This window comes from Formosa sp. S-31 (genome assembly GCF_051172795.1).
GTDB lineage: Bacteria > Bacteroidota > Bacteroidia > Flavobacteriales > Flavobacteriaceae > Formosa.
The window spans coordinates 163305-177472 of the sequence record NZ_JAENDK010000009.1; the positions used below are offsets into that span (position 1 = coordinate 163305).

General features: G+C 36.8%; 15 protein-coding genes. 6 read left to right on the forward strand and 9 right to left on the reverse strand.

The annotated features are described in order from the left end of the window. Window position 1: 1 nt before the first annotated feature. The 5 genes from I3217_RS14425 to I3217_RS14445 form a co-directional block, all read right to left on the reverse strand. Entirely contained in the window at window positions 2–652 is a 651-nt protein-coding gene (locus I3217_RS14425) for a hypothetical protein (protein ID WP_435050480.1), read from the reverse strand. Beyond that, entirely contained in the window at window positions 649–1479 is an 831-nt protein-coding gene (locus I3217_RS14430; RefSeq protein ID WP_435050481.1) for an ABC transporter permease, read from the reverse strand. Before I3217_RS14430 ends, I3217_RS14425 begins: the two co-directional genes overlap by 4 nt. Further along, entirely contained in the window at window positions 1476–2333 is an 858-nt protein-coding gene (locus I3217_RS14435) for an ABC transporter ATP-binding protein (protein WP_435050482.1), read from the reverse strand. Before I3217_RS14435 ends, I3217_RS14430 begins: the two co-directional genes overlap by 4 nt. After that, entirely contained in the window at window positions 2330–2872 is a 543-nt protein-coding gene (locus I3217_RS14440) for a hypothetical protein (RefSeq protein WP_435050483.1), read from the reverse strand. The genes I3217_RS14435 and I3217_RS14440 overlap by 4 nt, the downstream gene beginning before the upstream one ends. Before the next feature lie 111 nt (window positions 2873–2983). Beyond that, window positions 2984–3403: a nucleoside-diphosphate kinase gene (locus tag I3217_RS14445; protein ID WP_435050484.1), complete on the reverse strand. Its 420-nt coding sequence runs from the start codon at window positions 3401–3403 to the stop codon at window positions 2984–2986. Between the two features lie 86 nt (window positions 3404–3489). Here I3217_RS14445 and I3217_RS14450 point away from each other — a divergent pair, with 86 nt between their 5' ends. From I3217_RS14450 to I3217_RS14460, 3 genes are read left to right on the forward strand one after another with little or no spacing between them, the layout of a single operon-like run. After that, window positions 3490–4506 carry a DHH family phosphoesterase gene (locus I3217_RS14450; protein ID WP_435050485.1) on the forward strand — a complete coding sequence of 339 codons (1017 nt, stop codon included), beginning with the start codon at window positions 3490–3492 and terminating at the stop codon, window positions 4504–4506. Beyond that, window positions 4503–5042: a gliding motility-associated peptidyl-prolyl isomerase GldI gene (gene gldI, locus I3217_RS14455; protein ID WP_435050486.1), complete on the forward strand. Its 540-nt coding sequence runs from the start codon at window positions 4503–4505 to the stop codon at window positions 5040–5042. Before I3217_RS14450 ends, gldI begins: the two co-directional genes overlap by 4 nt. A gap of 31 nt (window positions 5043–5073) precedes the next feature. Further along, window positions 5074–6183, forward strand: a complete 1110-nt coding sequence (locus I3217_RS14460) for a peptidylprolyl isomerase (RefSeq protein WP_435050487.1) — start codon at window positions 5074–5076, stop codon at window positions 6181–6183. A gap of 66 nt (window positions 6184–6249) precedes the next feature. Here I3217_RS14460 and I3217_RS14465 read toward each other — a convergent pair whose 3' ends face one another. Next, window positions 6250–7710: an aminoacyl-histidine dipeptidase gene (locus I3217_RS14465; protein WP_435050488.1), complete on the reverse strand. Its 1461-nt coding sequence runs from the start codon at window positions 7708–7710 to the stop codon at window positions 6250–6252. A 75-nt stretch (window positions 7711–7785) separates the two neighbouring features. Between I3217_RS14465 and I3217_RS14470 the strand changes: the two genes are divergently transcribed. The 3 genes from I3217_RS14470 to I3217_RS14480 are packed head-to-tail and all read left to right on the forward strand — an operon-like array spanning window position 7786 to window position 10972. Further along, window positions 7786–8853, forward strand: coding sequence for a DUF3810 domain-containing protein (locus tag I3217_RS14470; RefSeq protein ID WP_435050489.1), 1068 nt, complete (start codon window positions 7786–7788; stop codon window positions 8851–8853). A gap of 53 nt (window positions 8854–8906) precedes the next feature. After that, complete coding sequence (locus tag I3217_RS14475) at window positions 8907–9704, forward strand: TrmH family RNA methyltransferase (RefSeq protein ID WP_435050490.1); 798 nt, start codon at window positions 8907–8909, stop codon at window positions 9702–9704. Between the two features lie 32 nt (window positions 9705–9736). Further along, a complete protein-coding gene (locus I3217_RS14480; RefSeq protein ID WP_435050491.1) occupies window positions 9737–10972 on the forward strand; it encodes a M48 family metallopeptidase in 1236 nt (411 codons plus the stop codon). A 2-nt stretch (window positions 10973–10974) separates the two neighbouring features. Here the strand turns inward: I3217_RS14480 and cls are convergent, their stop codons facing one another. Genes cls through I3217_RS14495 form a run of 3 tightly spaced genes read right to left on the reverse strand, consistent with a single transcriptional unit; the run spans window position 10975 to window position 14156 of the window. Continuing rightward, window positions 10975–12432: a cardiolipin synthase gene (cls, locus tag I3217_RS14485; protein ID WP_435050492.1), complete on the reverse strand. Its 1458-nt coding sequence runs from the start codon at window positions 12430–12432 to the stop codon at window positions 10975–10977. A gap of 5 nt (window positions 12433–12437) precedes the next feature. Further along, a complete protein-coding gene (locus I3217_RS14490) occupies window positions 12438–13682 on the reverse strand; it encodes a glycosyltransferase family 4 protein (RefSeq protein ID WP_435050493.1) in 1245 nt (414 codons plus the stop codon). Next, on the reverse strand, window positions 13683–14156 hold the full coding sequence (locus I3217_RS14495) for a heme-binding domain-containing protein (RefSeq protein ID WP_435050494.1): 474 nt from the start codon (window positions 14154–14156) through the stop codon (window positions 13683–13685). Between the last annotated feature and the right edge of the window lie 12 nt (window positions 14157–14168).

Genomic DNA, 14168 nt, shown 5'->3' on the forward strand with positions numbered 1-14168 from the left:
CTTACAAGCTTGTTTTTATATCGTAATTGGTCATTTTTAGAATGATTTTTCCCGTTTTAACGCCATCGGCTTTCAATTCAGTTTTATCGACCTCGGCACCTTTGCCCATATAATTTAAAGGAATTTTTATACGTTCAATTTCAAAATTCACATGAACCATATCCGGTAAAATTTCGCTTTCCTTATCATAATTAAACACCACCACATAAGTGCCGTTTTTCTTGGTATTTATTTCTGATTCTACGACCCGTTCCAAGCGAGTATCCAGCAATAAGGTAGCAATAGCAAAGTCAGCTCGCTTATCGGTTGGAATTACATTTACAGCTTTTAGCGACACCCCTTGCCTCAACTCTTCCCCCCGGTCTACAGTTATAAACGGATATTCAAACAATTGTTGAAGTGAAAAATCCAGCCCTCGTTTAGGTAACATGACAAAATCTGTAGACTCAAACTTTGTGGGTTTTCCTTTCTGATACACCATTTTGGCGTATTTCGTTGGCATATTAATAAAGCTAACATCAACATCCAGTTGCAAATCCACATTAAAAGCCGTTATGGCATCCATACGCGATTTTACAGCTAACAAATCGGCATCAACTTCCTGAGCCGCTGCATTTAATACTACTAAAAACAAAAATACGAATCGCATCATCCTATATCTTTTTTATCGAATACATACACTCCCAAAGCTATACATGCCCCTATATAAATGGTTAACATTAGTGTATTCCGACCTATTAATTTCCAATCTATTACATGATAGAAAAAATATTGCCAGGTATCGTTTAGCTTAACAAATAAAACACTGTTTATAAAGGAATACCCGAAATCTACCTTCAATAAAATATTCGAGAGTATTAAAAATAAAGCTGCAACTATCCATGTTTTGGTTGTTTCCTTAAAAAATACGGCTAAAGTTAGACTGGCAACCGAAAAAAATACCATGGAAAATGCCCCTGAAAAAAAGGCCCAGATGAGACGTTTAAATGCGTCTTCCTGTTCAAAAAAATTAAGCGCATTTAAATACACTATTAAGTCGCCCTTTCCAAATATACCATAGGATAGCAAAAATGATGAAAGCGCTACTAACACGACTACAATCAATGTAAAAATAATAGCTACAATGTATTTACTCAACATAAACTTCCACTTACTTACGGGTTGTAGCATGACAGCCTGAACCGTGCGATCTTTATACTCAGAAGTCAGCATACCTGAAACTATAATCATTAAAATTAAAGGCAGATTAAACCACAATGAATTTAAAATGAGATATACCAATAAATTGCCATTTAACAGCGAGCCTTCAAAATAAAAAGACTGTTTTAAATTATCCAGCAAAATATCAATAATCGTTGCCCCTTGAAAATATGCACTAATCAGCACCACACTTTCAATAAGAAATAAGGCAGCCAATGCGTAATAGGTTTTTCCCTGTTTAAACAATTTATAAAATTCTGATGCTACTAATGCTCTCATACTTTCGAATAATCAAACAGTTTATCCATATTTAATTCCGGTACACAGGAGGTAATGTAGATCTGTTCTTCCTGTAATTTTTGAATGAGCTTTGGCACCTCTTCGGCTTTTAATTGCACGCTTGCTGAATTTCCTTTAAATTGAACTTCATAGCCTTTTAAGACTCTTGCATTTTTAATATCCGGAGCACTAAAACTATAACTGGTCGTATTATGTACTATGAGTTCCTGAGTTGGTCCCGATTTTATAATACTACCGTCTTTAATGACATAAAGCATGTTGCAAATTTTACTCAGCTCTTCTATTATATGTGAGGAGATTATAATGGCCAACCCTTCCTTTTCGGCCAAATCGGTAATTAATCCTCTTAAAGCAGTAATTCCCAATGGATCCAAACCGGAAAATGGTTCGTCCAGAATTAAACATTTAGGATGATTAAGCATGGCTATCGCTATTGCCAAACGCTGCTTCATGCCCATAGAAAAATTACGCACCGGATCATGTCTGTCCACTGGAAGTCCTACTTCTTTAAGTTTAAGCTCCAATTCAGAATCACTGAGTTTTAAGCCCTGAATTTTACAGAACAACCTCAGGTTTTCCCGAGCATTTAAATATTCATATAACGCTGGTTTTTCAATAATTCCACCAATAGGTTTTACCCCTTTAACATTTAAAGTTACAGTACCCGAATCTGGTTGTATTAAGCCTAAAATAATTTTAAACAAGGTCGTTTTTCCTGCGCCGTTTGCTCCCAGCAAACCACAAATTTCTCCAGCCTTACAAGCTAAATTCACCGCTTTCAAGACATGAAGATTACCATATGATTTCGTTACGTTCTTAACCGATAAAATCATGAAGTAAGTTCCAATTGAAGTTTTTTATAATCGAACCTAGGTGTGTATTTTTTTTCGAGAAAGGTTCTGGACCAAAATGCCTTTTTAAATAAGAATAACGGATCCTTGACCATAAAATAAGGCACAAAATGATGCCATTTTACGCCCCGTTTTTCATAATATGCAGCCACTTTCTGTTCTATGCCCAACTCACTGGCTGCAACCAGAGCTGCGGCACGCTGACATTTAGAGCCGATGTAATTTGCAGCAATTCTATTCTGGAATCCATATTCGTAAAACTGATCTTTTGCTCTTCTGTAATTCTGAAACCGCGACCAACCATCCATAACAACCAGAAATATATGCACAAAACTAAACAGAAAACAAACCAGTAAAATACCTTGTACCCAACGATTATCCTGTTTCAGCGATTCCTTAAAAAAATGCCAGAATACTATAGATTCAATTATAAAGAGTGCTAAAGAATAATACAGAAGTTTTCCTACCCTGAGATAGGATATTAGAATGTTTGGTTGTTTTGGTAGATTAATAGATTCCATCTAACCAAAATAAATAATTCTTTTCTTACATTCAAATAATATCTTAAAAATTAGGCACATAAAAAAAGCCTGCAGAAATCTGCAGGCTTCATATTATAAAGAATGATAAAATTAAAACATTTCTCTACCTGAAAAATGGAATGCACCTTCTATAGCAGCATTCTCATCGCTATCACTTCCGTGAACAGCGTTTTCACTGATAGAATCAGCGAACATTTTACGAATAGTACCTTCTGCAGCATCAGCCGGATTAGTTGCTCCGATTAAAGTTCTAAAGTCTGCAACTGCATTTTCTTTTTCTAAAATTGCAGCTACTATTGGTCCGCGAGTCATATATTCTACTAACTCTCCAAAAAACGGACGTTCGCTGTGAATTGCATAAAATGCTTCAGCATCTGCCTTAGTCATTTGAGTTAATTTCATAGCTACGATTCTAAATCCTGAAGCGTTAATTTTTTCTAAGATTGCGCCAATGTGTCCTTTTTCAACCGCATCTGGCTTAAGCATTGTAAATGTTCTATTTGTTGCCATTTGTTTTTTAAATTTGCTGCAAAAGTAATGCATTTCTTTACAAATACCTCATATTCCAATATTAAAAAATTGTATCTTCGCCGCCTATGACAGGAACAGAAATAAGCAGTATTAAGACACTTTTAAGCGCTCCAAAACGTATAGTAATTGTACCTCATAAAAATCCCGATGGCGATGCCATGGGATCCAGTTTAGGTTTGTATCATTACCTTAAACACTATAATCACGAGGTTGTGGTAATGTCTCCAAACGATTATCCTGACTTTTTAAAATGGTTACCTGGAGATGATACTGTTCTTAATTTTGAGAGTAATACAGATATTTGCGAAGAGCACCTGGCTAATGCCGAAATCATTTTTACTTTAGACTTTAATGCCTTACACCGTGTTGGTCTTTTAGGACAGGACATTTCAAAATCTGCCGCAATAAAAATCATGATAGACCACCATCAACAACCGGACGATTATGCGAAGTATATGTATTCGGATGTGTCTATGAGTTCTACCTGTGAAATGGTTTATAATTTTATTGCCATGCTGGGCGATTTAAATTTAATAACCAAGGACATTGCCACCTGTTTATATACAGGAATTATGACCGACACCGGATCGTTCCGATATGCATCAACAACCAGCCAGACCCATTACATTATAGGTAAACTTATAGAACACGGTGCCAGTAATGCCCAAATTCACAATAACATTTACGACACCAATTCTTACGAAAAACTTCAGTTACTGGGCTGTGCCTTGAGTAATTTAAAAGTTATACCAGAATACAGGACAGCATATATTACGCTTTCGCAGGACGAATTAAATAAATTCAACTTTAAAAAAGGAGATACTGAAGGCTTTGTAAACTATGGTTTATCTTTAAACAACATAATTTTTGCCGCGATTTTCATTGAACACAAACAGGAAAATATTATTAAAATCTCTTTGCGCTCGAAAGGTGATTTCTCTGTAAATGAATTTTCGCGACACTATTTTGAAGGAGGCGGACATACCAACGCTGCCGGCGGAAAAAGCGATTTATCGTTAGATGATACAATTGAAAAATTTATTAGTATCTTACCTAACCATAAAAATGAATTAACCTCATGAGAAAAATTCTTTTAGGTGGTCTGATTATTAGCAGTCTATTTGCCTGTAAATCTCCCGAAGCCAGACGACCAATTTCTGTTAAAGGCGGGTCGTTTATAGACGAATCTATAGCGCGAAACGCAACTTTATTTCAAGCTGAAAAAGAGCAATTTCAAAATATAATCGATAAGAATCCGAACCAAAAATATCTGGCCTCTCAAAGTGGCTTTTGGTACACTTACAACAAACAAATAGCATCCGACAGCTTACCAAAACCGGATTATGGCGATATTGTTGTGTTCGATTACGATGTAAAATCCCTGAGTGGTATCCAGATCTATTCGGAGTCGGAAACCAAACCTGATCGCTATGTAATGGATCAGCAGGAATTATTTACCGGATTACGAGAAGGCCTGAAACTGATGAAGGCAGGCGAAACCGTAACCTTTCTATTTCCTTCATCAAAAGCCTATGGCTATTACGGCGATGAAAATAAAATAGGCACTAACATCCCCTTAATCTGTAAAGTCACAGTACATTCAATAACCGAAAATTAATTATAATCATATGACATTTTTAAAACAAACAATGAAGTTATTCCTACTTACAATTCTGTTAAGTTTTACGGCGTGTAATGAAAAATATCCCGATTTACCAGACGGGATGTATGCCGAAATAGTTACTAACAAAGGTACCATGGTAGTCAATTTAGAATACCAAAAAGTACCGGTAACCGTAGCTAACTTTGTTTCTTTAGCCGAAGGAACAAATACTATGGTAGACAGTATGTACAAATCTAAAAAATTCTATAACGGAACTATTTTTCACCGTGTAATAGACAAGTTCATGATTCAGGGTGGTGACCCAACAGGCACTGGAACAGGTAGCCCTGGATACAAATTTAACGACGAGTTTAACGACGAATTAAAACACGATAAACCTGGAATTTTATCAATGGCTAACTCCGGACCAAACACCAACGGAAGTCAGTTTTTTATCACCGAAGTTCCAACACCACATCTGGATAACAGACACACGGTTTTTGGAGAAGTAGTTGAAGGTTTAGCCGTTCAGGATACTATTTCAAATGTTAAAGGAGACGCCAGAAACAAGCCTCTGGAAGATGTTGTTATTAATGAAGTAAACATTATAAGAAAAGGTGCTGAAGCCAAGAAATTTGATGCCAATAAAATTTTCTTAAACAGTTTTGCTGAAATTGAAAAACAGAAAAAAGAAGCTGAAGAAAAATTAAACGCCGCTAAAGCTGAATTTTTAGAAGGCGACAAAGCCTTAAGAGCGAAGGTTAAGAACTTCCCTTCAGGTTTAGGTATGGCAATGATAAGCGAAGGAACTGGCGTTAAACCTACTGCCGAAGATTTCGTGCTTATTGGTTATGCAGGATATCTGGAAGACGGGTCTTTATTCGATTCGAACGATGTGGAAATTGCTAAAACCTATGGGGTTTACAATCCACAACGCGATCAGCAGGGTGGTTACGAACCTTTTCCTATGATTTATAACGAAACAGCCAGTTTAATTCCTGGATTCAGAGAAGCCATGCTTAACATGAATGTTGGAGATAAAGCTCGTGTATATATTCCTTCTGCATTAGCTTACGGTGAAAGAGGAGCGCCTCCGGTAATTAAACCTAATACACCGCTTATTTTTGATTTAGAAATTGTAGCTATAAAAGAATAACGCAACACCCAATAAAAAAGCCGCTTAATTAAAATTTAAGCGGCTTTTTTTATCCATTAATGTATCCTATTTCACAGGGATAGACTTTAAAATTTCAAGTACAAAATTCCAGTATTTTTGAGTTGACGAAATACTGGCGCGTTCATCTGGAGAATGTGCTCCTTTAATAGTAGGTCCAAAACTAATCATTTCCATATCCGGATAATTAGATCCTAAAATACCACATTCCAATCCAGCATGACAAGCAGCTACATGTGCCTTGACACCGTTTAATTTTTCATAAGTTTCATCCAGAACCTTTAAGATTGAAGACTCCATATTTGGTGTCCATCCCGGATAATCACCTGAAAACTCCACTTCGCAACCTGTTAATTCAAAAGTTGCTCTTAAGGTATTTGCTAGATCCCATTTAGAGCTGTCTACCGAAGATCGTGTTAAACAGGCCACCTTAATTTGTCCGTCTTTTAATTCCACTCGTGCAATATTGTTAGAAGTCTCCACCAAATCCGGAATATCGGCACTCATACGATACACACCATTTACAGCGGCATATAAAGCTCTTGTAAAACCTTCCTGAACCCCTAAATCCATAATCTTCTCAGGAGTATCTATGGCTTCCAACACAATATTTAAGCCTGGTTCCATGGTTTTTAATTCTTCCTTAATAACCTCGCTTACCTGTGCTATCTCTAATTCAAATGCCTCTTTATGTATGGCATCTATAGCCACTATAGCTTTACTTTCTCTAGGAATTGCATTTCGTAAGCTTCCGCCATCTATTTCAGAAATACGTAAACCAAAATTTTCAAAACCATCGAATAAAATACGGTTTAGAATTTTATTTGCATTGCCCAGACCTTTGTGAATATCCATTCCTGAATGTCCGCCCTGAAGACCTTTAACAGTAATTTTATACCCAATTTTAAATTCTGGTGTTTCTTCTTCTGCATACGAGCGTGTGGCAGTAACATCTACACCTCCGGCGCAACCTACTCCTATTTCATCGTCTTCTTCGGTATCCAGGTTTAAAAGAATTTCACCTTTAAGCAAACCACCTTTTAACCCCTGAGCTCCGGTCATTCCAGTTTCCTCATCAATAGTAAATAAGGCCTCAAGCTCCGGATGCACAATACTATCGCTTTCTAAAATCGCCATTATTGTAGCCACGCCCAGACCATTATCGGCTCCTAAAGTCGTTCCTTTTGCTCGTACCCAGTCCCCATCGACATACATTTCAATACCCTGAGTCGCAAAATCAAAAACGGTATCATTATTTTTTTGATGCACCATATCCAGATGCGATTGCATAACTATAGGTTTACGATCTTCCATTCCCGGAGTTGCCGGCTTTCGTATAATTACATTTCCAACTTCATCTACCACGGTTTCCAGACCTAAAGACGTTCCAAAATCTTTCATAAAGACTATTACTTCTTCCTCTTTTTTAGAAGCTCTTGGCACAGCATTTAAGTCTGCAAATTTATTCCAAAGTGCTTTGGGTTCCAGTACTCTTATTTCTGAATTCATAATATCGGTTTAAATTGTTGCACAAAGGTAGGTATTCGCAACTAGCTATTACAAACATTTACCTATTTTTGAGTTATGCGTAAAAACCCAAAAACATACCTGGCCCTTGCCCTACTTCCGCTTTACGGCCTGATTAAATACATCTCCGGATATCCTGAACTTGTAGAACAGGTTTATAGTCATGGTATGTACCCCTATATTTCTAAAATGTTCCGGTTTGCTTTAGGCTGGTTACCGTTCTCTTTTGGAGATTTAATGTATGCCTTTAGTATTATTTACATTCTGCGCTGGTTGTATATAAACAGAAAACGAATTGTAACAGATACCAAAAACTGGCTGACAGACATTCTTGCTGCCGTAACTGTAATTTATTTTGCTTTTCATCTGTTTTGGGGTATGAATTACTATCGACTTCCGCTACACCGGAATTTAAATTTAGAAGCCGATTATACCACAGAACAATTATTGGATGTTACCCGGATTCTAATTTCAAAAACCAACAGCCTTCAGCTCCAGCTTACAAAAAACGATACTCTTAAAGTTGATATTCCTTTTAGTAAAACTGAAATCATGAAGAAATCAGTAGCAGGGTATCGCAATCTTAAAAAACAATTCCCGCATTTAAACTATCCGCCTCGAAGTATTAAGTTGTCATTATTTAGTGTGCCTTTAACCTACATGGGGTTTAGCGGATATTTAAATCCTTTAACCAACGAAGCTCAGGTAGATTATCTAATTCCCTCTTACAAATTTCCAACCACAACCGCCCATGAAATAGCGCATCAACTAGGATATGCTGCTGAAAATGAAGCCAATTTTATAGGTTGCCTCGCGAGTATTAACAACGATAATTTATACCTTAAATATTCCGGATACGCCTTTGGCCTAAGACATTGCTTAAACGAAATTTACAAGCGGGACCCCCTACTTTTCGAAAACACTGTTGTTAATGTAAACCCTGGTGTTTTAAAAAATTACGAAGAAACCAGACTGTTCTGGGAAAGTTATCAAAACCCTTTGGAACCTGTTTTCAAACTCACTTACAACTCGTATTTACAAGCCAATAACCAGGCCGATGGTATGGAGAGTTATAGTTATGTTGTAGCCTTATTAGTAAATTATTTTCAAAAGTTTCCGGCCTAAGCAATTTATACCTACGACATAGCTCCTATAAAAATTTGCATTATTTTTGCGACATGGAAAAACACATCAGCAGTTTACAAAACCCCTTAATAAAACACTTATTTCAATTAAAGGAAAAATCGCGCGAACGTAGAAAATCGGGCACTTTTTTAATTGAAGGCCAGCGTGAAATTACTCTGGCTATAAAGGGAAACTACAACATAAACACCGTTTTATATTGTCCGGAAGTATTCAACCAGAATGATTTTTCATTTTTAGCCCCTTCTACTGCCGACCTCATTGAAATTTCCAAAGACGTTTACCAAAAGCTGGCCTATCGTAAAACTACCGAAGGCATTCTGGCAGTAGCACAAACTAAAACAAACAGTTTAGAGCAATTAGAATTTAGTACTTCCAATCCTTTAATTTTGATTGCTGAAGCACCCGAAAAACCAGGAAACATTGGGGCCTTACTCCGTACTGCCGATGCTGCAAATGTTGATGCTTTTATTATTGCCAATCCTAAAACGGATTTATACAACCCAAATATTATTCGATCCAGTGTAGGTTGCGTGTTTACCAATCAGGTTGCTACAGGGTCAACTAAAGAGATTATCGCCTTTTTAAAATCGAAAGGCATAAATATATATTGCGCAGCGCTACAGGCATCCAAACCTTATCACACTATAGATTTTACAGGAGCTACGGCCTTGGTTGTTGGCACAGAAGCCACAGGTTTGAGCGCAGACTGGTTAGACGAGGCTACCCAAAATATTATCATCCCCATGGGGGGCGAAATAGATTCTATGAATGTATCTGTTGCAGCGGGTATATTGGTTTTTGAAGCGAAACGCCAGCGGCAATTTGCGTAATTTTACCTGTCCTACCCCTTAAATATTCTATTATGACTTCCACTACCCTTTTTTATATTATAATTGCGATTTTAAGTATCAGCTTTATTGTTGATAAAGTTCTGGATGCTTTAAATGCCAGGCACTATAACGATACCTTGCCAAAGGAATTACAGGATGTTTACGATGCCGAAGAGTATAAAAAATCGCAAGCTTATAAAAGCACTAACTATAAATTCGGAATTTTAAGTTCAAGCTTTTCATTTATAATTACTCTGGTCTTTTTATGGTGCGACGGATTTAATATCATTGACACATTTTCAAGACAATTCAGTAGTAACCCTATTATCGTTGCGTTAATATTCTTTGGCGTAATCATGTTCGCCAGCGATATCCTGACTACCCCTTTTTCATACTACAAAACATTTGTAATCGAAGAACAATTCGGGTTTAACAAAACGACAAAGGCCACATTCTTTACTGATAAAATTAAAGGCTGGGTTATGGCTGCAATTTTAGGTGGTGGACTATTATCATTAATTATCTGGTTTTACACTATTACCGGAGCTCAGTTCTGGATTTACGCCTGGGCACTTATTGCTGTGTTTAGTGTAGCTATAAATATGTTTTACGCCAAATTAATTGTGCCTTTATTTAATAAACAAACCTCTTTAGAACAAGGAAGTTTAAGAGATAAAATTTCTGCTTATGCCAAAACAGTTGGTTTTAAACTGGATAATATTTTTATAATTGATGGTTCTAAACGCAGCACTAAGGCGAATGCCTATTTTTCCGGGTTTGGAAGTGAGAAACGTGTTACCTTATACGACACATTGGTAAACGATTTAAGTGAAGAAGAAATTGTAGCGGTACTGGCTCACGAAGTGGGACATTACAAAAAGAAGCACATCATTTTTAATTTAGTTGCTTCAGTTGTGCTAACTGGAGTTACTCTATATATTTTATCACTATGTATTGCTGAGCCTGTCCTATCTCAGGCCATAGGTGTATCAACGCCGAGTTTTCATGTAGGCTTAATTGCTTTTGGATTATTATATAGTCCAATAAGTGAAATTACAGGCCTTATAATGAATGTGTTTTCTAGAAAATTCGAATATCAAGCAGACGATTATGCTAAGAAAACCTATAATGCGAACGATTTAATTACTTCGCTAAAAAAACTTTCAAAACACAGTCTAAGTAATTTAACACCACACCCGGCTTATGTGTTTATGCATTACTCTCATCCTACTTTATTCAGCCGGATTAAGAATTTAAAAAAGGAATAAACTTAGAGTAAAGGTGACCATAAACGTGCCAGTTTTTCAGTGAGTTCGTGATACCAGGAACGGTTTTTCCAACGCTCCAGAATAATTTCATCGGCATCATTTAAGTCGTTGTAAAAGGCGTCCCGAAGCTTTTCATTTATACCCTTATCGTAAACAATGGCATTCACTTCAAAATTTAAATCGAAACTTCTTAAATCCATATTCGCCGACCCTACTATGGCAATCTCATCATCAATCGTCATAGTTTTCGCATGCACAAACCCTTTCGTGTATCTGTAAATTGAAACTCCCGAATGCATTAATTCTTCGTAATACGAACTTGCAGCTGCATTAACCAATTTAGAATCGGAAGTTCTGGGTACCAGCAATTTCACCTTTACCCCACTTAAAGCTGCAATACACAAGGCATCCATAATACTTTCGTTTGGAATAAAATAAGGTGTAGTAATTAAGATTTCGCGTTCTGCTAAACTAATAGCCTGAAGCAATGCATACAAGATCGTGGGGGTTTTAGAATCGGGTCCACTAGCTGCAATCTGCACCGCGACATTTGCTTTAGTTTCATAAGTTTCCAGTTCAGGAAAAAGCTCCTTTGTAGGTTCTATCTCGCAATTAGCGCAGAAATTCCAGTCGCACAAAAACAAATACTGCAAATACCAGATTGCCGGTCCGTGAATTTTTAAATGCGTATCGCGCCAATATGAAAAAGGTTCTGTATCTATAGAGTTTATATATTTATCGCAAACATTAATTCCTCCTACAAACCCCACTCGACCGTCAATTACAATAATCTTTCGGTGATTTCTGTAATTCATTCTGTTGGCCAGATAAATCAGTTTAACTTTATAAAACGGGAAGGCTTCTATGCCCGCATTGCGCAAACGCATTACCAGACTTTTACGAATTGAACTACTCCCGTAATCGTCGTACATAAAACGGACTTTAACACCTTCCTGAGCCTTTTTAATTAATAACTCCTCTATTTTTCTTCCAACAACATCATCGGTAAAAATATAGTATTCCAGATGGATATGATGCTTTGCTGAAGCTATGGCTTTATAGACTTCAGGAAATTTAGACTCACCATTTATCAATAAATCCACTTCGTTTTTATTGGTAAGCGGACTAGAAATTTCCTGAAACAACAACCGAACTAGCTTTTTATTAGACTCTAAAATCTCTCCTTTACTCCGTATTATTTCTTTCGCATATTGCTGAAGCTGAATGGCTAGCTGTCGTTCAAATTTGATATTATTAAAGAGTTTTTTACTATAGATTTTTGTGTTTCTATAATTCATTCCAAACGAAAAATAGAAAATAATGCCTAATACCGGAATGAAAATAACCAATAGCAGATACGACAACGTTTTGGTAATATGGTGCGTATCGTAAATTACACGCAAACAAACTAATGCGACTACGACAATGTATAATATTTGCAAAACGGAGGTCCATTCCATAGGCCTTAATTACTAAGCTGTTTATTTTTTTCTTCTATCCAACGCGACATAAACTTAGTGCTTTGTAGGCTATGATGCTGTAACATAGCCCCTGTAAAATTAGATAATCTATGCGCTTCTAAATGCTCTAAAAGATTAGAAATTGAATTCAAAAACAACGATTTAAATATATTTTCATTAAAACGACTGTTATAAACCGCATACCCCTGATTCTGAGATGTTTCCCATACAGATTGTGAATTATATAAATCTACAGCCTGCCTTGAAAATGAAACAGGCTCATCTTCTATAAAACCATTGGCTGGCATCGTTCCAAACATACCTTCGGAAGCTATAGAAGACATAGCACAGGGCGTTCCGCTTTTCATGGCATCAACAAGTTTTCCTTTTAGGCCTGCTCCAAATACCAGTGGAGCAAGACATACTCTGGCCTGTTTCATCACGTCATCCACGCTTTCTGCAAATCCCATAATTAAAAAGCCATCTTTAGGTTGATGCAATTGATTTACTTTCTGGCTCGCATAAGCGCCGTAGACATGCACTTCTGCTTTTGGTAAAGCCTTTCTTATCTCCGGCCAGATAATCTGCTTTAAATGTAAAACAGACTGATAATTGGGTTCATGTAAAAAATTACCTATAGTTATAAAATGAGATCGCGAAGCATAATTGGGATTAGCCTTTTGGTCTGTCTCCGTAAGAGGTTGGAGCATAAATGGCAAATACAGTAATAAATCAGCTGGCACTTTAAATGTTTCGGCTAAAAGCGTCATTTCTGCTTCAGAAATTATTAAAGTTAAATCGCAGCGATAAATACTGGCTATTTCCCTTTTAGCCACTTCGTTAAACAAAAAGGTGTTATTGAATTCAGTCTTGAGTTTATAAGCCTGTTGTCTGCCTTTTCTTAAACTATGCAGATCTTCAGTATCTAATAGTTTCAGCGCTTTTGGGCAATGTTCGGAAACCCGCCAGCCAAACTGTTCCTCGGTCATAAACCGATCGAACATAACAATATCTGGCTGAAGATATTTTAAAAATTCATCGAAACTACTATCATTAATTTTTACAGTTTCCGTGGCTATTCCTAAAGTCTCAAGACCTACAGCCTGTGCTCCTCTGGAACTGGCACTCACAAAAGTAATTTTATAGTCTTGTGACTGAAAGGCTTCTATTAATTGCATCATTCGGCTCCCTGCCGCAGAAGACCTGGGCTCGGGCCAAACAAACCCAATTATTAAAACCGATAATTTCATCTACTCCGCTTTAGGTATCAAACTGTATTTTATACGTAAATTCTGTGCCCACTCTTTAACCGATTCTATATCGGCGTCAGACAATTTGGCCTCGCTATGAGCCCAGGTATACGATTCTAAAGGCATACTTCTATCTTCTACCATCTCTATTAACTCTTCAATTTTGTGGTCCTTGCGTTTTACAGAATAAGCATCCCATTTAGACACATTAAAATGTTTTTTACCATCTTCAACATGTTCTGCCATCCAGTAATTAACCGGCGTAATATTACTATACCATGGATATCGTGTATAGTCACTATGGCAATCGTAACAACTTTCCTTTAAAATTACACTTACATTTTCCGGAGGATTTGTATCAGCTTCAAACACCTTTATTGAGGTTAAATCACCTTCGTTTTTCTGCGGTCCGAAAAATTGAGCAATTACAAAAACAATTAGCAAAAGCCATCCGATTTTCTTTAGAATTTTCATTTTTATTATTTT